Source organism: Pseudomonas sp. Bc-h, assembly GCF_002080045.1.
Lineage (GTDB): Bacteria > Pseudomonadota > Gammaproteobacteria > Pseudomonadales > Pseudomonadaceae > Aquipseudomonas.
In genome coordinates this window covers 298,402-315,774 of record NZ_MUIN01000011.1, presented here as the reverse complement: position 1 = coordinate 315,774, position 17,373 = coordinate 298,402, and the positions used below count along the sequence as shown (strand labels likewise).

Below are 17,373 nucleotides of genomic sequence, written 5' to 3'. Positions count from 1 at the left end.
TCAATAAGAGAGGAACGACCGTGTACGACGTCGTGATCAGTGGCACAGGGCTCTATACCCCGGCCAACAGCATTTCCAACGATGAACTGGTGCATTCTTTCAACACCTACGTCGCGCAATTCAACGCTGAGAACGCCGCTGCCATCGAGGCCGGCGACGTTCAGGCGCTGACTGAATCCAGCGCGGCCTTCATCGAGAAAGCCAGCGGCATCAAGAGCCGCTTCGTCATGGACAAGGACGGCATCCTCGACCCACAACGCATGAAGCCGCGTCTGCCCGAGCGCTCCAACGACGAGTGGTCGATCCTCTGCCAGATGGGTGTCGCCGCAGCCGAACAGGCCTTGCAGCGCGCTGGCAAGACCGCCGCTGACATCGACGGCGTGCTCGTCGCCTGCTCCAATCTGCAACGGGCGTACCCTGCGATCTCCATCGAGATCCAGTCGGCACTGGGCATTCAGGGCTTCGGTTTCGACATGAACGTCGCCTGTTCCTCGGCCACCTTCGGCATCCAGACCGCCTACAACAGCATCAAGCTGGGCCAGGCCCGCGCGCTATTGGTGATCAGCCCGGAAATCTGCACCGCGCACCTGAACTTCCGTGACCGCGACAGCCACTTCATCTTCGGTGACGCGGCCACCGCGGTAGTGGTCGAGCGTGCCGATCTGGCGACCTCCGAGCACCAGTTCGATGTCGTCAGCACCAAGCTGCTGACCACCTTTTCCAACAACATCCGCAATAACTTCGGTTTCCTCAACCGAACCGCCGAAGAAGGCGAGGGCACGCCGGACAAACTGTTCGTGCAGGAAGGCCGCAAGGTGTTCCGTGATGTCTGCCCGATGGTGGCCGAGCTGGTGGGCACGCACCTGCAAGAGAACAGCCTGAACGTCAGCGACGTGAAGCGCTTCTGGCTGCACCAGGCCAACTTGAGCATGAACCATCTGATCGTCAAGAAGCTGCTGGGCCGTGATGCCAGCGTCGAGGAAGCTCCGGTCATTCTCGACAGCTACGCCAACACCAGTTCGGCGGGTTCAGTCATTGCCTTCCATAAGTACCAGGACGATTTGCCAAGCGGGGCGCTCGGCGTGTTGAGTTCGTTCGGCGCCGGGTATTCGATTGGCAGCGTGCTTCTGCGCAGGAAATGACCCTACGGGCTTAGCGCTGAATGTGAGACGACCACGGTCAATGTGGGAGGGAGCTTGCTCGCGAATGCGTCGGATCAGTCAGTTAGTCGCTGCCTGACACTAGCCTTTCGCGAGCAAGCTCCCTCCCACGGTTGTCCGGTGTTCGGCATAACATCCGCGCTGGTTCAGGACAAACAAAAACAGCCCGGTGCTGACCTGTCGAAACGGATGATGGGGATCCGACAGGGCAGCAGCGGGCTGGAAGGATGGAGCGGTTTCAGCCGACGGGAGCATGCCGCCTGAAACATTGATCTTGAAGCTAGCCGCTTGCCCCTCGAAGCGTGCGGCTGTGTCCCTTAGAACTTGGCAATCACGTCCAGCTGCAGCGTGTTGGCGTCTTCATCACGCGGGGCGCCGGCATAAGCGAAGTCTGCCTTGGTCAGGAAGTACGTCGCGCCGAGGGTGAAGTTCTTGTCGACATCGTACGAGACGCTCAGCTTGTGACCGCGCGAACCGGTGGTGCCGTTGGCGAAGTCGGAGTCGGTGAACGCGCCGACCACTGCATTACGCTGAGTATCGCGATAGTTGTAGTCCAGACCGAAACCGAACACCTTGGTCTTCACACCCGCCAGCCAGGCAGTGTCCTGATTGCTGTCGGTCGCGCTGTTGACCACATACTGACCGTACAGGCCCACAGGAACCACCAGACCGGTCAGGTCCAGTTGACCGAAGCCTTCATACAGGCGGAAATCGTTGGTGTTGTTGCCGTTGATGCCCAGGCCACAGAACGTGGTGCTGGTGCTGGCAGCGGCCGGGTTACAGTCGTTTGAGTTTTCGTACTGGTAAACCGAACCACCGAGGGTCATCTTCACGTTGTCGGTGATCGCCACACGCGTACCCAACTGAGCCGCGTTCAGGCGCAGGTCGTTCTTGAACTGAGTACCGTCGCCGCTGATGTTGTCCTTGAGGGTGTAGGTACCGGCGCTACCGAACAGCTCGAAACCCTTGTTGATCGGCAGGCTGTAGGTGGCCGCCAGACCTTCCGGGTTGATGTCGCTATCCCAGATCACGTCGCCTTCGCTGACCCATGGTTGAGCCATCTTGCCGCCGATAACGTGCAGGTTCTGAATGGCAGTCGGGTGGTAGTCGATGTAACCCTGATCCAGCCACAGGTCTTTCTTGGTGAAGTAGTCGTTCTGGTCAACGTTGGTGGAGTTGGCCTTGTTGTCGCCACCGGTGGCGATACGGATACCGGTGCTGACCTGCGGGTTGATATCGGTGTAGGCGCCCAGACGAACGCGAATGCGTTGACGGTTCTTGTCCTGGCTGTTGTTCTGGTCGTCGATTTTGACGGTCTCTTGACGAACGCGTACGTCGCCCTTGAACTGGGTCTTCGCAGCCCATGCCACTTTCTGTTCGAAGGCCGACAGCTCGGAAGACTTGGCGGCGCTGGCGGCGGCAATCTGATCGGCTGTCGCTTTCTGGGCTTGTTGCTGAGCCTGCTGATCCTTGGCGAGCTCCGATTGCAGTTCGGCGTACTGGGCTGGGGAAATCGAGCCGTTGGCCTTGAGCATGTCGAGCAGTTTCGCGTCGACTGCGGCGCTGGCCGGAACGCTCATGGCCAGCAGCAAACCGCCACACAGGGCCGCCGCAGTTTTAGTGGAAGCAAGACGCATATCAATCTCCGTAGATGAGAAGGGATGACAAAGCCATCCAGGGAACAACCGACCGATAGAGGGCGGAAAAGAAGTCAGGGTCTTAGAACCGGGGGCTCTAAAAACAGGCGCCAGTATTACGACCGTTTATGACAGTGGGATGGCTAAGTGATGGCATGTCGATGACATGTTGGATTTTCCTGGAGCCCGCGAGCTAGAGCGCTGACGCTGCAAATTTCATGTGCAATTGTTTTCAATAGGTGATACTGCGCAAACGTTGTCGAGGCAGTTTGGAGGGGGGCGATGTCGTTACACCGTTTGGATAATCTGTCGGACCTTGCGCCCGAAGAATGGGACGCGCTGATCCCCGGGGACTCGCCGTTTCTGCGCCACGCCTTCCTCAGTTCGCTGGAAGACAGCGGCAGCCTGGGGCCGCGCTCAGGCTGGCGTGCCGAGCATCTGCTGCACTACGAGGATGACAAGCTGATCGCCGCATTGCCTGCCTATCGCAAGACGCATTCCTACGGCGAATACGTGTTCGATCATGGCTGGGCCGATGCTTGTCGACGTGCCGGGATCGCCTACTATCCGAAGCTGCTGATTGCCGTGCCGTTCAGTCCGGTGAGCGGGCCACGCCTGCTGGCGAAGACGCCTGAAGACGGCCGCGAGCTGCTGGCCTGCCTGCCCGGCTATGCCGAAGCTGAAGCGCTGTCCAGCGTTCACGTCAACTTCACCGATCCCGTGGCCGATACCTTGCTCGCCGAACAGCCCGGCTGGCTGCAGCGCATCGGCTGTCAGTACCACTGGCAGAACCGGGGCTATCGCGACTTTCAGGATTTTCTCGACGCCTTGAGCTCACGCAAGCGCAAGCAGATGCGCAAGGAACGCGAGCAGGTGGCGGGGCAGGGGATCGACTTCGAATGGCTGGAAGGTCACGAACTGAGCGAGGCGTACTGGGACTTCGTTTACGCCTGTTACTCCAATACCTACGAGATCCGCGGCCAGGCGCCGTACCTGAAGCGGGAGTTCTTCAGTCTGCTCGCCGAACGCATGCCCGAAGCGATTCGCGTGGTGCTCGCGCGCCAAGGCTCACGGCCTGTGGCGATGGCGTTCAGTCTGATGGGTGGCGACAGTTTTTACGGGCGGTACTGGGGGTGTCTGGCCGAGTTCGACCGACTGCATTTCGAGACCTGTTTCTATCAGGGCATGGATTACGCCATCGCGCAGGGCTTCAAGCGTTTCGATGCTGGCGCCCAGGGCGAGCACAAGCTGATTCGCGGATTCGAGCCGGTGATCACGCACTCCTGGCATTATCTGGCCCACCCCGGATTGCGTGAGGCCGTGGCGGACTTTCTGACCCAGGAGCGGGCGGGGATTCTGGCGTACGCTGAAGAGGCCAGAGGGGCGTTGCCGTATCGGCAAGCGGAGTGATCGAGTCACGCTGCGGTAAAACGGGTTGGCTCAGGTCCATTGTGGGAGGGAGCTTGCTCGCGAAGACTCCCGTACACTCGGCGCATCGTCGGTGGCTGTTAACCACCATTCGCGAGCAAGCTCCCTCCCACGGGTTTCATATGATTCCGACTTTTTGGGGCTGACGGCAGACCTCTGTGGCAGTCCGGCTTGCCGGCGGTGGCCATTCCGGTTTCATCACCGCCAGCAAGTCAGCCACTACAACGACTGCGGCGCCAGAGGGAAATCTTCCACCCCGACAAACCCACCGGTCTGGTGAGCCCACAGTCGCGCGTACAGCCCTTGATGCGCCAGCAGTTCGGCGTGGGTGCCGCTTTCGGCGATCTGACCGTCCTCCAGCACCACCAGCCGGTCCATCCGAGCAATGGTCGAGAGGCGGTGGGCGATGGCGATCACCGTCTTGCCTTGCATCAGGGTTTCCAGGCTTTCCTGAATCGCTGCTTCCACTTCCGAGTCCAGCGCCGAAGTCGCTTCGTCCATGATCAGGATCGGCGCGTCCTTGAGCAGCACACGAGTGATGGCAATGCGTTGGCGTTGACCGCCGGACAGCTTCACGCCGCGCTCACCGACATGGGCATCAAGACCGGTGCGGCCTTCGGAGTCCGACAGCTGCGGAATGAAACTGTCAGCGCGGGCCTTGCGCATGGCTTCCCACAGCTCGGCGTCGGTGGCGCTGGGCTTGCCATAAAGCAGGTTGTCGCGAATCGAGCGGTGCAGCAGCGACGTGTCCTGGGTGATCATGCCGATGTTCGAGCGCAGGCTTTCCTGAGCAACGTGGGAAATGTCCTGATCGTCGATGGTAATCCGTCCGCCTTGTACGTCGTACAAACGCAATAGCAGGTTCACCAACGTCGATTTACCTGCCCCCGACGGCCCGATCAGGCCAATCTTCTCGCCCGGCTTGATGTCCAGATTCAGGCCATCGATCACGCCCTTGCCCTTGCCGTACTGGAACTGCAGGTTTTCGAACTTCACTTCGCCACGGCTCACCGCCAGCTTTGGCGCGGGTTCACGATCAGTGACGCCCACAGGCTGAGAAATACTCTGCAGACCGTCCTGCACCATGCCGATGTTCTCGAAGATGCCGTTGACCACCCACATGATCCAGCCGGACATGTTGACGATACGAATCACCAGACCGGTCGCCAGCGCGATCGCACCGACCGAGATGATCGACTGACTCCAGAGCCACAAGGCAAGCCCGGTGGTCCAGACGATCAGAATCCCGTTGAGCGTAGTGATCACGGTATCCATCTCGGTGATCACGCGACCGGCCAGTTGGGTCTTCTGAGTCTGTTCGCTGATCGCCTCACGGGCGTACTGTTGCTCGGAGTTGGTGTGAGCGAACAGCTTGAGCGTGGTGATGTTGGTGTAGCCGTCGACGATCCGGCCCATGAGTTTCGAGCGTGCCTCGGAGGACACCACAGAACGCGCCTTGACCCGCGGCACGAAATACCAGAGCGCCACGATGAAGCCGAGAATCCAGCTCAGCAACGGAATCATCAGACGCCAGTCAGCTTCTGCAAAGAGCAGCAGCGCGCCGATCGAATAGATCAGCACGTGCCACATCGCATCCACCGTCTGCACGGCAGAGTCGCGCAGCGCGTTACCGGTCTGCACGATGCGCTGGGCGATACGGCCGGCGAAGTCGTTCTGGAAGAAGTTCACGCTCTGTTTCAATACATAGCTGTGATTCTGCCAGTTGATCATGCTGGTCATGCCCGGGCTGATGGTCTGATGCACCAGCAGGTCGTGCAGCGCGACGAAAATCGGTCGCAGGACCAGCGCGACGACAACCATCCATGTCAGTTCCAGTGCATGGTCGCTGAAGAAGTTCGGATTCGGCGTGCCTTGCGCAAGGTCGATGATGCGACTCAGGTAGCTGAACAGCGAGACCTCGATCAGTGCGCCGACCAGGCCGACCACCAGCAGGGCGAGGAAACTGGGCCAGACCTGGCGCAGGTAATACACATAAAACGCCATGACCTGATTGGGAGGCGCGGCGGTAGGGGCATCGCGGAAGATATCGATCAGCTTTTCGAAACGACGATAGAGCATTGGCTATGACGCCCACGCTTGAGCGGGCTCTCCTTTCTGCGGACCGGGAAATAGTCCCTTGTTGTGACCGCGTGAAGCCGCGATTGCTCGCAAGGATTCACGATCTTCATCCTGAAAAAATAAAAAGCCGGGCAAATGCCCGGCTTTCGTGCACCTGACTAGCTTAGTTCACAACTTTGACCGACTTGATCAGGATCGGGTCGACCGGCACGTTTTGCATGCCGCTTTTGTTGGTGGTTTGGGAATTGACGATGGTGTCGACCACGTCCATGCCCTTGACCACTTTGCCGAATACCGCGTAACCGAAGTCGCGCACGCCGTGGTCGAGCATGTCGTTGTCTTTGACGTTGATGAAGAACTGGCTGGTGGCCGAGTTCACGTCAGAGGTACGCGCCATGGCGATGGTCCCGCGCACGTTATGCAGGCCGTTGTCGGCTTCGTTCTTGATCGGGTCGTGAGTCGGCTTTTGCATCATCTGCGCCGTGAACCCGCCGCCCTGGACCATGAAGCCCGGGATCACGCGGTGGAAGATGGTGTTGGTGTAAAAATTCTCGTTGGCATAGGCCAGAAAGTTTTTGGTGCTGATCGGCGCTTTGTCCTGGTTCAGTTCGATTTCAATCTGCCCAAGGCTGGTGTCCAGCACGACGTGAGGGGCAGGGGCGGCCATCAGATTGGAGGCGAACAGCACTGCAGCGGCGGTGAGGGCGATTTTTTTCAGCATGAGGCAGATGTCCTGAAAAGTGATTTTCGACTGCTAAAAACAGGTCACAAGGGAAGCACGTTTGGAAGGATTTTGACAGGGTCGATCGAACCCGGGCAGTCCCTTTGGCAGTCCGGCTTGCCGGCGGCAGCGATCGAAAGAGCGTCACCGCAGGCAAGCCGTGCTGCTACATCGAGCGTTTCTCCTGCGCGTCAATGAAACTCAGCAGTATCTGGTTGAACGCCGCTGGCTGGTCCAGGGGGCTGGCGTGTCGGGAGTCCTCGATCACCACCAGCCGGGCGTCTGGAATCAACTGCGTGTATGTCTCTTTCAGCGCTACCGGCGTGTAATCGCGATCCGCCGTCACGATCAGCGTCGGGCAACTGATGCGCGATAACTGCTCTTGCACCCCCCAGCCCACAATCGCGCTGAAACTGGCGAGGTAGGCGCGCTTGTCGTTCTGCGCCCAGCGCCTGGCGATTTTCTGCCGCAGTTCGGCCTGTTCGGGTTTGGGGAACAGGTTCTTGCCCAGCCCCTTGCCGATGGTTTCCATGCTGAACACCCTCGCCAGCAACCAGCGTTTGGCGAACTGCCGAAAGTCATCGAAGCTTTTGACTTTCACCTCGGGGGCGCTGTTTACAATGGTCAGGCTCTTGAGCAGTTGCGGCTGTTCGACTGCCAACTGAAAGCCGATCATCCCTCCCATCGAAAGGCCCACCAGATGCACCGGCCCCAGATGCACGTGCTCCAGCAGCGCTTCGATATCCGCACTGAATCCCGGAATACTGTAGCGCTCGCGGGGCTTGTCTGATCGCCCATGGCCACGAACATCGACAACGATTACCCGGTAGCGTGCGGCCAGTACCGGTATCTGATATTCCCAGTCCAGGCAGCTCGAACCCAGCCCGTGAACCAGCAGCACCGGCGCGCCACGGCCATATTCCTCGTAGTGCAGGGAGCAATCGTCGTGTTCGAAGTAGGGCATGGCTTACGTCCTTGTAGAGAATCGATAGACGAACCGTAGCAGTCCGGCTTGCCGGCGGTGACTTAATGGAGATCGCCATCGCCGGCAAGCCGGACTGATACGCAGATTCGCGGGTCTCTATGCCTGTTGCGGCGCGGCGAAAGGCGCATCCAGCGGGGCGGTGTCGAAGGTCTGGATCAGCTCGATGAGGATCTGCGTGGCAGGCCCCAGCGGTTTGTCCTTGCTCGAATAAAGGTAGAAGGTCGGGCGCCGGCTGCCACCTTTGTCCAGTGGCAGAACCTTGAGCACGCCTTCTTTCATTTCGCGCTCGATCATGTGCCGAGGCAGCCAGGCGAACCCCAGGCCGCTGCTGACAAATGTGGCCGCAGTGGCCAGGCTGCCTACAGTCCAGCGCTGCTCGGCACCGAGCCAGCCAACGTCGCGAGGCTGATTGCGTCCGGAGTCGCGAATCACCACCTGCAACTGGCTTTCCAGGTCCTGAAAGGTCAACTCGCGCTGCATTTGATGAAGCGGGTGTTCGGGGTGGGCCACCGCGACGAACTCAACGCTGCTCATTTCGGTGCCCAGATAGCCCGGAATGTTGAAGCCGCTGATGGCCAGGTCCGCGACGCCTTCGAGCAGGACTTCTTCAACGCCAGACAGCACTTCTTCCCGCAGTCTCACTCGACAGCCGCGGCTTTGCGGCATGAACGCGGTCAATGCGCGCACCAACCGTGCGTTCGGATAAGCCGCATCTACGACCAGCCGCACTTCGGCTTCCCAGCCCTGTTCCATGTGATGCGCCAGGTCTTCCAGTTGGCTGGCGTTCTTCACCAGTTGCCTTGAGCGGCGCAGCAGCACTTCACCGGCTTCGGTCAGCACGGCCTTTCGGCCATCGATGCGCAGCAACGGAACACCCAGCTGGTCCTGCATCCGTGCCACGGTGTAGCTGACCGATGACTGTGAGCGGTGCAGGGCCTGGGCCGCCTGGGCAAAGCCGCCGTGGTCGACAACGGCCTGAAGGGTGCGCCATTGATCAAGGGTCACGCGGGGCGCTTTCATCTTTCGCTCCTGTTTGTACTAAGCTGGCCGTCCAATAATGAGGACTGCCGCATGAAAAAATTCTGTTGTGTGCTGCTGACGATGTTGCCCTTGAGCGCCTTTGCCTATCCCATTGATGTCGAGAAACACATCGACGGCGTGCAGATCGACTACAACAGTCACGACACTACCTACGACATCGGCAACATCACGGTGAACAATTACGGCGATGTCCCGGCCAAATGCACGGTGGTATTCAACAACGGCCCTGAAGCCCCCCGTACACGTCGAGTGCAGATCGCACCGAAGAGCAGTGAAAACGTCACGGCCAAATTCACCCGCGAGATCATCAAGCTGCGGATCAAGCTCAGCTGTGAGCCGCAATAATCGACTGCGGCGAGGCGGAAGAGGCTAATGCGCTTCCGCCAATAAAACAAATTATTAGATATTTAGAAGCAATTTTTTACGCTTTTTTATCGATATAGTCACGATTAATCTTCTCTCCATCGAATCGACATACCCATTCGCTGGAGGTCACACCCCATGTCTCGCGTCCTGATCATTGAAAGCAGCGCCCGTCAGCAAGATTCCGTTTCCCGCCAACTGACCCAACAGTTCATCAGCCAGTGGCGCGCCGCGCATCCTGCCGACGAAATCACCGTTCGTGATCTGGCGGTCAAGCAGGTTCCGCATCTGGACATCGATCTGCTGGGCGGCTGGATGAAGCCTCAGGATCAACGCAACGCGGTCGAGCAGGCTGCGCTGGACCGCTCCAACGAATTGACTGACGAACTGGTCGCTGCCGATGTCGTAGTGCTGGCGGCCCCGATGTACAACTTCGCGATTCCGAGCACGCTTAAATCCTGGTTTGACCACGTGCTGCGCGCCGGTGTGACCTTCAAGTATGGCGAAACCGGCCCACAGGGCCTGCTGACCGGCAAACGCGCTTACGTGCTGACCGCTCGCGGCGGTATCTACGCAGGCAGTACCCTGGATCACCAGGAACCCTACCTGCGTCAGGTGCTGGGTTTCGTCGGCATCCACGACGTCACCTTCATTCACGCCGAAGGCCTGAACATGGGCGGGGATTTCTCCGAGAAGGGCTTGAATCAGGCGGTCGCCAAACTGGCCCAGGTGGCTTGATGCGCAACCGCTTAATCGTCAGTTAATGCCGGCGAGTGATCATCCTCGCGTTCATCGAACCTCCTTTGGCACTTGAATGCTCCTGAGTGCGTTGCCCGATAGATCCGCCATTTGCGCCGGGTCATCGGGCTTTTTATTGCCTGCTCAAGCGCAAAATAGACACACACTCCCCAACCCGCTAAGGTCGCCGCCTTCGAAAAAGGGGCAATCATGGGCTATCTGTTTTTTGTCACGCTGATTCAGGCATTTTCCTTCAGCCTGATCGGTGTCTATCTGGCGGGGCATGTCGACAGTTACTTTGCGGTGCTGATCCGCGTGGTGCTGGCCGGGCTGGTGTTCATTCCACTCACCCGTTGGCGCCAGGTGGAACCTGCATTCAGGCGCGGGATGCTGCTGATCGGGGCCTTGCAGTTCGGCGTGACCTACGTCTGCCTGTACCTGAGCTTCCGCGTGCTCACGGTGCCGGAAGTGCTGCTGTTCACCATTCTCACGCCCCTGCACGTGACGCTCATCGAAGACGCCCTGAACCGGCGATTCAATCCGTGGGGCCTGCTGGCCGCGATCGTTGCAGTGCTTGGCGCGGTGGTCATTCGCTATGACCGGGTCGACGGAAACTTCCTCGGCGGTTTCCTGCTGCTGCAAGTAGCCAACTTCACCTACGCGGCGGGGCAGGTGTTGTACAAGCATCTGGTGGCCCGCCATCCGAGCGATCTGCCGCACTACCGCCGGTTTGGCTATTTCTACCTTGGCGCGTTGATCGTTGCGCTCCCGGCGTTCCTGCTGTTCGGCAACCCCCAGCATCTCCCCGAAGCGCCCCAGCAATGGGTGGTATTGCTGTTTCTCGGCCTGTGTTCGACCGCGCTGGGCATGTACTGGTGGAACAAGGGGGCTTGCATGGTCAACGGCGGTACGCTGGCAGTGATGAACAACCTGCATGTGCCGGTGGGGTTGCTCATCAACCTGTTGATCTGGGGCCAGAACGAGGACTTGGGCAAGCTGTTTTTCGGTGGTCTGGTGGTCGTTTTCTCAGTGTGGATCAGCCGGCGAGGCATCGGCGAACGCTCCTGAGTCGCTGAAACCGTTGAAGTAGACGCTCGGGGCGATCACATCACCGGGGTTGATGTTAGATATCGGAACGCGTGGTTTTTCAAGTTGGGGCTGACCGAATAGATTGGCTCCAACGAAACGAACTACCCAACTTACTGAACGACTCAACTTACTGACTTAGCAACTTACCGGAGATCCAGATGATGAAAAAATCCATCGCCCTTGGTTTTGCACTTTCGATCCTGGCTGCAGGTTCTGCGTTCGCCAGCCCAGAGAAGACTTATCAACGCGCTATCGTCGACGTTTCCAGTGCAACTGTTCTGGACAGCAAAGTCGCCAGCAAAGATGCCATCAAGCCTTTCGACAGCAAATCTTCCAGCACCGTGATCGTTGCTGACAACCGCAAAGAGTTCGGTTCCAGCTATCAGCGCTACTGAGTCACGTAACAGGTTCAGTCTTACCTGAACGCACATCAAAAGCCCGGCAGATGCCGGGCTTTTTGTCGTCGGCTGGAAAGTTGTATTCGATAAGCTTATCGGGGTAATAGCACTTTCCCTATTATCAGCGCGCTCGATGTTCAGCATGAATCCTGGTGTTTTTTAATAGATCGGCAATGGACGTAGATTGGCCTCAACGAAACGATTCACCCCAACTTACCGGAGATCCTGATCATGAAAAAATCCATCGCCATTGGCTTCGCACTGTCGGTTCTGGCTGCCACTTCCGCATTCGCCAGCCCACAAGCCTCAACTGCCCAGACCATCGTTCTGGAACCCACCTACATCCACGCCACTGCCATCGACGCAAAAGTCGCTGACAAGGCCACCGCCAAACTTTTCACCCGCCAGTCGACCAGCACCGTCGTCGTTGCTGACAACCGCAAAGAGTTCGGCTCGCAGTATCAGCGCTACTGAGTACGGCACCTTCGTACCGAAAATCAAAAGCCCGGCGGATGCCGGGCTTTTTGTTCATGTGAATCCAACTGTCACGCGGGACCCTCTTGCGGCTTAAACGGCCAGCACATCTCGAAACACATCGGGTCGAAGCGCCGCGATATGCAGCAAAGAGCGGGCTGCTCCAGAAGGCATCCGTCGACCCTGCTCCCATTCCTGAAGTGTTCGCACGGACACACCAAGCAACTCGGCAAATCGTGGTTGTGAAAGACCTGTCTTGTTGCGCGCCTGCGCCGCTTCGGTCATTGTCAGCGAATGAATCTGGCCGTGATTACCAGCTTTGACATCCGGATGGACTCAAGCAGTTCTTCGCCAAGGTTGCGCTTGGCATCCCGTTTCATCAGTTCTTTTTCAGTCAGAGGCACGATCGAACTCCTTGGCAATCTTGCGCAGAATATGCGCAAGAAGAGGGAGCTCTGCAATGCTTCCTTTGGGGTTGAAGAATCAGACTTTCCCATTTAACGAGTCCTTAACCCCATCCGCATATCCGACCCACTCGGCTGCTGGTACAGGCTCAACCCGAACTCCGGCAGCACCGCCAGCAAGTAATCGAAAATGTCCCCCTGAATCCGCTCGTAATCGGCCCAGCTGGTGGTGCGGGTGAAGCAGTAGATTTCCAGCGGCACGCCCTGGGATGTGGCTTCCATCTGGCGGACCATGCAGGTCATGTCCGGGTGAATGTCCGGATGACTCTTCAGGTAGGCCAACGCGTAGGCGCGGAAGGTGCCGATGTTGGTGATGCGGCGGCGGTTGGCGGAGAGTTCGGCGACATTGCCCTGTGCCGCGTTCCAGGCGTTCAGCTCGGCTTTCTTGCGCCCCATGTAATCGGTCAGCAAGCGCACCTGCGTCAGCTTCTGTTCCTCGTCATCGGCGACGAAACGCACGCCACTGGCGTCAATGAACAGGCTGCGTTTGATCCTGCGCCCGCCAGCAGCTTGCATGCCGCGCCAGTTCTTGAACGACTCGGACATCAGACGCCAGGTCGGAATCGAAACGATGGTTTTATCGAAATTCTGCACTTTGACGGTGTGCAGTGTGATGTCCACCACATCGCCATCGGCTCCGACTTGCGGCATCTCGATCCAGTCGCCGACCCGCAGCATGTCGTTGCTGGTCAGCTGAACGCTGGCGACGAACGACAGCAGAGTGTCCTTGTAGACCAACAGAATCACCGCTGACATCGCGCCCAGGCCGGAGAGCAGCAACAGCGGCGAACGGTCGATCAGCGTGGCAACGATGATGATCCCGGCGAACACGTACAGAATCATCTTCGCCAGTTGCACATAGCCCTTGATCGAGCGCGTGCGGGCGTGTTCGGTACGGGCGTAGATGTCGAGCATCGCGTTGAGCAGGGCGCCGACGGTCAGCATCATGAACAGGATGGTGAAGGCCAGGGCGATGTTGCCCAGCACATGAGCGGCCGTAGGACTCAAGTCAGGCACAAGATTGAGCCCGAATTGGATCACCAGGGAAGGGGTGACCTGAGCCAGACGGTGAAAGACCTTGTTGTGCAGAAAGTCGTTGAGCCAGAACAGCGCGGGCTGGCGGCCCAGCGCTTTCATGGCGGAAAGAACGATAAACCGTACCAGACGGCCAAGGGCCAGCGCGGTGACCAGCAGCATCAGCAAACCCAGGATGCTGCGCAGCATAGGCTGGTGTTCGAGCAGGTCCCAGAGTTGCTGGACCCGTTGCCAGACAGAATTGATGTCCATTGAGGCTGGATCTCCGTTTTGAAATGGGCGCGATTAGAGCACTGTTGTGTCAATGAAGGCGTTACAGCGCAAATCCGGTAACAAAATAGGCCCTTTGAGGTAAAGAAACTCGGCGAAAGCACCTTAAACCGGTACCCTATGCGACTGTTTTTTTGTATTCCGCCGAGGTAACACCCGTGTTCTCCCAATTCGCCCTGCACGAACGCCTGCTCAAAGCCGTGGCCGAACTCAATTTCGTCGAGCCTACGCCTGTGCAAACAGCGGCCATTCCGCTGGCGCTGGAAGGACGCGATCTGCGGGTGACGGCGCAAACCGGCAGTGGCAAGACCGCCGCTTTCGTGTTGCCGATGCTCAACCGTCTGATGGGCCCGGCCAAGGTTCGCGTCGATATTCGCGCGCTGATCCTGCTGCCGACCCGTGAGCTGGCGCAGCAGACCCTCAAGGAAGTCGAGCGCTTCTCGCAGTTCACCTTCATCAAGGCCGGTCTGATCACCGGTGGCGAGGACTTCAAGGTCCAGGCCGCGATGCTGCGCAAGGTGCCGGATATCCTCATCGGTACTCCGGGGCGTCTGCTGGAACAACTGAACGCGGGCAATCTGGACCTCAAGCAAGTCGAACTGCTGGTGCTCGACGAAGCGGACCGCATGCTGGACATGGGTTTTGCCGAAGACGTCGAGCGTCTGGCGGGCGAGTGTGCCAACCGTCAGCAAACCATGCTGTTTTCGGCCACCACAGGTGGCTCGGGTCTGCGCGAGATGATCGGCAAAGTGCTGAATGATCCGCAGCATCTGCAGGTCAACAGCGTCAGCGAGCTGGCTGCGGGTACCAAACAGCAGATCATCACCGCTGACCACAATGTGCACAAAGAGCAGGTCCTGCATTGGTTGTTGGCCAACGAGACCTACCAGAAGGCCATTATCTTCACCAACACCCGCGCGATGGCTGACCGTATCTATGGCCGCCTGGTGGCGCTGGAGTACAAGACGTTCGTGTTGCACGGCGAAAAGGATCAGAAGGATCGCAAACTGGCGATCGATCGTCTGAAGCAGGGCGGGGTGAAGATTCTGGTCGCGACCGATGTTGCAGCCCGTGGCCTGGACGTCGAAGGTCTGGACATGGTCATCAACTTCGATATGCCGCGCACCGGTGACGATTACGTCCACCGCATCGGCCGCACCGGCCGTGCTGGTGCCGAAGGTCTGGCGATCTCGCTGATCACCCACGGCGACTGGAACCTGATGTCGAGCATCGAGCGCTACCTGAAGCAGAAGTTCGAGCGCCGCACCATCAAGGAAGTCAAAGGCACCTACACCGGGCCGAAGAAGGTCAAGGCGTCCGGCAAGGCTGTGGGCGTGAAGAAGAAAAAGACCGACGGCAAGGGTGACAAGAAAGGCGACAAGAAGAAAACCGCCGCCAAGGGCCCGACCAAGCGCAAGACGGTGAACCGTCCGAAGGCCGAGTCGCTGGTGAGCCAGGACGGTCTGGCGCCGCTGAAGAAGCGCGTGACGCGTCCGCCGGTTTCCGAGTAATGAAAGTTGGTGTTCACACCGCCGTTCTGGCGGTGTAAACACAAATCACCGTGGGGGGAGCAAGCTCCCTCCCAGGGTTTCAAAATCCGTTTCTGCTTTCTTGCCTTATCCCTGCGCCTTCTTCGCCGCCTCATCCATCTCCTTCAACCGCTGATCGATCAACTGGCATTTGTCCGGTACATCCTTGCTGGCGGTCTCCAGTTGCATGTCCTTGATCTCCTGATTCAACTCCTTGGCCTTGGCGGGGTTCTGCTGGGTCAGCTTCTGCACTTCCTGCGCCAGCTGCTCCCGTTTCGCCTCCGCTTCCTCGGGCGTGCAGGCCCATACCGGTGCGGCGGCGATCAGCGTCAGCGCGGCGGTGATGCTCATCAGGGTTTTCATGATTTGCCTCTGTATCCATTGCGGGCTTACTGAAATGGAGGGCTGAGCCAGGCCAAAAGTTCAGCATTCGACCGCTGGGCCCGTGGGCTGAACGGCTATAGCTGTGCTCGGTCACAACTTTGAGCGTCAAGCCCGATGACCGGACGTCACGGGTAACTCATCCCTGCTGGAGGTTGGTTATGTCTGATGCATCTGACAAAAAAAGCTATGACTGGGACCTGGTCGAGCGCCTGCTCCATGAAGTGCAAAACAGCGCCGACAAGCCGTTCGTGCCCCGCAAATATGCCGAAGAGCACGCGGCTGCCAAGGCCGCGGAAGGCGAAAGCACTGGCAATCTGGATTCATTGAAGATGGAAGCCGCCGACCTCGAAGCCCTGCTGTTCAAACGTGGCTTCATTGAGTCGCGTCCAGAAGAAGAGGGCGGTAACGGAGAGAATTTCGTTCTGACGCCGCGCGGCGCAAGCCTGCTGGCGATGATCGACAGCAGCATTCCCGGCAATGATCATCCACGCCAGGTGCTGGATGAACAGGCCGATGCGCTGGATCCGGATACCTTTGACGAAGCGTCGTCCAAGGCGCAGGTGGCGTAGCCAAAGATCCCTGTAGCAGTCAGGCTTGTCGGCGGTAGCAATTTCATTGGCGCCACCGCCGACCAGCCGGGCTCCTACAGATAGCGTCAGGTTTTGCTGGCCCCTTTCAAACAACTCAGATTGGTGAAGTCCTGGCGCACGTCGGCGATTTTATCCAGCAGCCTCTGCCGCTGCTCGGGCGAGCTTTGCGCCATCAAGTCGGTGATCAGCGAAATCGCCGCCTGTTCGGTATGGTCGTACGCTTGCCGATACTCCGGCGTCCAGAACGTCTCGCGATCCTGTAACAACCTGGCAATTTTCTGATCGAAATCCGGCGCCTGGCGCTGTTTGACGGCCGTCACCAACAATGACTGCCAATGCGCGCGGTTGTCGATCCACATGCGATTCTGCTCGCCTAACGACGTCGACCATTGCATTACCCGGTCTTTCTGCACCGGGTTGAGTTTGCCCACCCACGGATTAAGGCGTTTTTCCATGCGCTGTGCGCGGTCGCGAATCTGCTGGTCCAGCGGTTGGTCCACAAAGTCCGCCTCATGCTTGCGCATGTCTTTGGCGAACGCCGCTTCCATTTCCGCAACCTGCTGATCATTCAACTGGCGCAGCAGTTCGACGGCCGAGGGCGTGATTTCCTGGGAGATGGTGGCGATAGCCTGCCGGGCTTCGGCAGTACGCGCTTTGAGTTGGGTTTCGTTGACCTGATTGGTTTCGACCATGCCTTCCAGGCGGTCGAGCCAGGTCAGGTAGCCGGGAATCTGCGTGCTGCAGTGCCAGCTCAGGTGCTCCTTGAGGCGTTCGTCGAGCCAGTCTTTCTGCGTGGCGTTCATGTCCAGGTAGTCGTTTAGCGACCACGGGATGATCAGGTCAAGATGCCGGTACGTCAGGCCGATCTGGCTACAGCCGGCCAGCAGAATCAGACCCAGCCACAGCGAAATACAGGTCCTCGATACGATGCGCATGACAGCTCCTTGCTGGTTCGTCTCCCAGTTATAGAGCCAGTCAGGGCATGCCA

Annotated in this window: 17 protein-coding genes and 1 pseudogene; 9 read left to right on the top strand and 9 right to left on the bottom strand. The window is 58.7% G+C overall.

Annotation, left to right across the window (positions count from 1 at the left end):
- Window positions 1–20 precede the first annotated feature (20 nt).
- A complete protein-coding gene (locus BWR59_RS21820; RefSeq protein WP_081567706.1) occupies window positions 21–1,142 on the top strand; it encodes a beta-ketoacyl-ACP synthase III in 1,122 nt (373 codons plus the stop codon).
- Between the two features lie 335 nt (window positions 1,143–1,477).
- Here BWR59_RS21820 and BWR59_RS21815 read toward each other — a convergent pair whose 3' ends face one another.
- The gene (locus BWR59_RS21815; protein WP_081567705.1) at window positions 1,478–2,797 is read right to left on the bottom strand and encodes a putative porin; all 1,320 of its coding nucleotides are present in this window, start codon (window positions 2,795–2,797) and stop codon (window positions 1,478–1,480) included.
- A gap of 282 nt (window positions 2,798–3,079) precedes the next feature.
- Between BWR59_RS21815 and BWR59_RS21810 the strand changes: the two genes are divergently transcribed.
- A complete protein-coding gene (locus BWR59_RS21810; protein ID WP_081567704.1) occupies window positions 3,080–4,207 on the top strand; it encodes a GNAT family N-acetyltransferase in 1,128 nt (375 codons plus the stop codon).
- 237 nt (window positions 4,208–4,444) lie between these two features.
- Here the strand turns inward: BWR59_RS21810 and BWR59_RS21805 are convergent, their stop codons facing one another.
- From BWR59_RS21805 to BWR59_RS21790, 4 genes are all read right to left on the bottom strand, one after another.
- Window positions 4,445–6,304 carry an ABC transporter ATP-binding protein gene (locus tag BWR59_RS21805; RefSeq protein ID WP_081567703.1) on the bottom strand — a complete coding sequence of 620 codons (1,860 nt, stop codon included), beginning with the start codon at window positions 6,302–6,304 and terminating at the stop codon, window positions 4,445–4,447.
- 163 nt (window positions 6,305–6,467) lie between these two features.
- The gene (locus BWR59_RS21800) at window positions 6,468–7,025 is read right to left on the bottom strand and encodes a peptidylprolyl isomerase (protein ID WP_081567702.1); all 558 of its coding nucleotides are present in this window, start codon (window positions 7,023–7,025) and stop codon (window positions 6,468–6,470) included.
- 166 nt (window positions 7,026–7,191) lie between these two features.
- Window positions 7,192–7,989: an alpha/beta hydrolase gene (locus BWR59_RS21795; protein ID WP_081567701.1), complete on the bottom strand. Its 798-nt coding sequence runs from the start codon at window positions 7,987–7,989 to the stop codon at window positions 7,192–7,194.
- Between the two features lie 117 nt (window positions 7,990–8,106).
- Window positions 8,107–9,030 carry a LysR family transcriptional regulator gene (locus BWR59_RS21790; protein WP_081567700.1) on the bottom strand — a complete coding sequence of 308 codons (924 nt, stop codon included), beginning with the start codon at window positions 9,028–9,030 and terminating at the stop codon, window positions 8,107–8,109.
- 51 nt (window positions 9,031–9,081) lie between these two features.
- On the opposite strand from BWR59_RS21790, the gene BWR59_RS21785 reads away from it, so the two are divergent.
- The 5 genes from BWR59_RS21785 (at window position 9,082) to BWR59_RS21765 (ending at window position 12,113) form a co-directional block, all read left to right on the top strand.
- Window positions 9,082–9,396 carry a 3-phosphoglycerate kinase gene (locus BWR59_RS21785; RefSeq protein ID WP_081567699.1) on the top strand — a complete coding sequence of 105 codons (315 nt, stop codon included), beginning with the start codon at window positions 9,082–9,084 and terminating at the stop codon, window positions 9,394–9,396.
- Window positions 9,397–9,552: 156 nt separating this feature from the next.
- Window positions 9,553–10,152 (top strand): FMN-dependent NADH-azoreductase, encoded by a 600-nt coding sequence (locus BWR59_RS21780; protein WP_081567698.1) that lies wholly within the window; start codon window positions 9,553–9,555, stop codon window positions 10,150–10,152.
- A 210-nt stretch (window positions 10,153–10,362) separates the two neighbouring features.
- Window positions 10,363–11,220 (top strand): carboxylate/amino acid/amine transporter, encoded by an 858-nt coding sequence (locus BWR59_RS21775; protein WP_081567697.1) that lies wholly within the window; start codon window positions 10,363–10,365, stop codon window positions 11,218–11,220.
- Window positions 11,221–11,399: 179 nt separating this feature from the next.
- Window positions 11,400–11,636 carry a hypothetical protein gene (locus BWR59_RS21770; RefSeq protein WP_081567696.1) on the top strand — a complete coding sequence of 79 codons (237 nt, stop codon included), beginning with the start codon at window positions 11,400–11,402 and terminating at the stop codon, window positions 11,634–11,636.
- Window positions 11,637–11,870: 234 nt separating this feature from the next.
- Window positions 11,871–12,113 carry a hypothetical protein gene (locus BWR59_RS21765; RefSeq protein WP_081567695.1) on the top strand — a complete coding sequence of 81 codons (243 nt, stop codon included), beginning with the start codon at window positions 11,871–11,873 and terminating at the stop codon, window positions 12,111–12,113.
- A 93-nt stretch (window positions 12,114–12,206) separates the two neighbouring features.
- On the opposite strand, the pseudogene BWR59_RS21760 reads toward BWR59_RS21765, so the two are convergent.
- Together BWR59_RS21760 and BWR59_RS21755 are read right to left on the bottom strand one after the other, a co-directional pair.
- Window positions 12,207–12,517, bottom strand: a pseudogene (locus BWR59_RS21760) (helix-turn-helix domain-containing protein).
- Between the two features lie 93 nt (window positions 12,518–12,610).
- Window positions 12,611–13,864, bottom strand: coding sequence for a mechanosensitive ion channel family protein (locus tag BWR59_RS21755; RefSeq protein WP_081567694.1), 1,254 nt, complete (start codon window positions 13,862–13,864; stop codon window positions 12,611–12,613).
- Between the two features lie 176 nt (window positions 13,865–14,040).
- Between BWR59_RS21755 and BWR59_RS21750 the strand changes: the two genes are divergently transcribed.
- Window positions 14,041–15,393, top strand: coding sequence for a DEAD/DEAH box helicase (locus tag BWR59_RS21750; protein WP_081567693.1), 1,353 nt, complete (start codon window positions 14,041–14,043; stop codon window positions 15,391–15,393).
- Window positions 15,394–15,498: 105 nt separating this feature from the next.
- Here BWR59_RS21750 and BWR59_RS21745 read toward each other — a convergent pair whose 3' ends face one another.
- Window positions 15,499–15,774, bottom strand: coding sequence for a hypothetical protein (locus BWR59_RS21745; protein WP_081567692.1), 276 nt, complete (start codon window positions 15,772–15,774; stop codon window positions 15,499–15,501).
- Window positions 15,775–15,953: 179 nt separating this feature from the next.
- On the opposite strand from BWR59_RS21745, the gene BWR59_RS21740 reads away from it, so the two are divergent.
- Window positions 15,954–16,364, top strand: coding sequence for a transcriptional regulator (locus BWR59_RS21740; RefSeq protein WP_081567691.1), 411 nt, complete (start codon window positions 15,954–15,956; stop codon window positions 16,362–16,364).
- Window positions 16,365–16,450: 86 nt separating this feature from the next.
- On the opposite strand, the gene BWR59_RS21735 is transcribed toward BWR59_RS21740, so the two are convergent.
- On the bottom strand, window positions 16,451–17,320 hold the full coding sequence (locus BWR59_RS21735; protein WP_081567690.1) for a DUF6279 family lipoprotein: 870 nt from the start codon (window positions 17,318–17,320) through the stop codon (window positions 16,451–16,453).
- Between the last annotated feature and the right edge of the window lie 53 nt (window positions 17,321–17,373).

Bases quoted from the DNA above. Each gene is read 5' to 3' on its own strand.
- BWR59_RS21815 (WP_081567705.1), bottom strand. From the start codon at position 2,797: ATGCGTCTTGCTTCCACTAAAACTGCGGCGGCCCTGTGTGGCGGTTTG.
- BWR59_RS21810 (WP_081567704.1), top strand. From the start codon at position 3,080: ATGTCGTTACACCGTTTGGATAATCTGTCGGACCTTGCGCCCGAAGAA.
- BWR59_RS21805 (WP_081567703.1), bottom strand. From the start codon at position 6,304: ATGCTCTATCGTCGTTTCGAAAAGCTGATCGATATCTTCCGCGATGCC.
- BWR59_RS21800 (WP_081567702.1), bottom strand. From the start codon at position 7,025: ATGCTGAAAAAAATCGCCCTCACCGCCGCTGCAGTGCTGTTCGCCTCC.
- BWR59_RS21795 (WP_081567701.1), bottom strand. From the start codon at position 7,989: ATGCCCTACTTCGAACACGACGATTGCTCCCTGCACTACGAGGAATAT.
- BWR59_RS21790 (WP_081567700.1), bottom strand. From the start codon at position 9,030: ATGAAAGCGCCCCGCGTGACCCTTGATCAATGGCGCACCCTTCAGGCC.
- BWR59_RS21785 (WP_081567699.1), top strand. From the start codon at position 9,082: ATGAAAAAATTCTGTTGTGTGCTGCTGACGATGTTGCCCTTGAGCGCC.
- BWR59_RS21780 (WP_081567698.1), top strand. From the start codon at position 9,553: ATGTCTCGCGTCCTGATCATTGAAAGCAGCGCCCGTCAGCAAGATTCC.
- BWR59_RS21775 (WP_081567697.1), top strand. From the start codon at position 10,363: ATGGGCTATCTGTTTTTTGTCACGCTGATTCAGGCATTTTCCTTCAGC.
- BWR59_RS21770 (WP_081567696.1), top strand. From the start codon at position 11,400: ATGATGAAAAAATCCATCGCCCTTGGTTTTGCACTTTCGATCCTGGCT.
- BWR59_RS21765 (WP_081567695.1), top strand. From the start codon at position 11,871: ATGAAAAAATCCATCGCCATTGGCTTCGCACTGTCGGTTCTGGCTGCC.
- BWR59_RS21755 (WP_081567694.1), bottom strand. From the start codon at position 13,864: ATGGACATCAATTCTGTCTGGCAACGGGTCCAGCAACTCTGGGACCTG.
- BWR59_RS21745 (WP_081567692.1), bottom strand. From the start codon at position 15,774: ATGAAAACCCTGATGAGCATCACCGCCGCGCTGACGCTGATCGCCGCC.
- BWR59_RS21740 (WP_081567691.1), top strand. From the start codon at position 15,954: ATGTCTGATGCATCTGACAAAAAAAGCTATGACTGGGACCTGGTCGAG.
- BWR59_RS21735 (WP_081567690.1), bottom strand. From the start codon at position 17,320: ATGCGCATCGTATCGAGGACCTGTATTTCGCTGTGGCTGGGTCTGATT.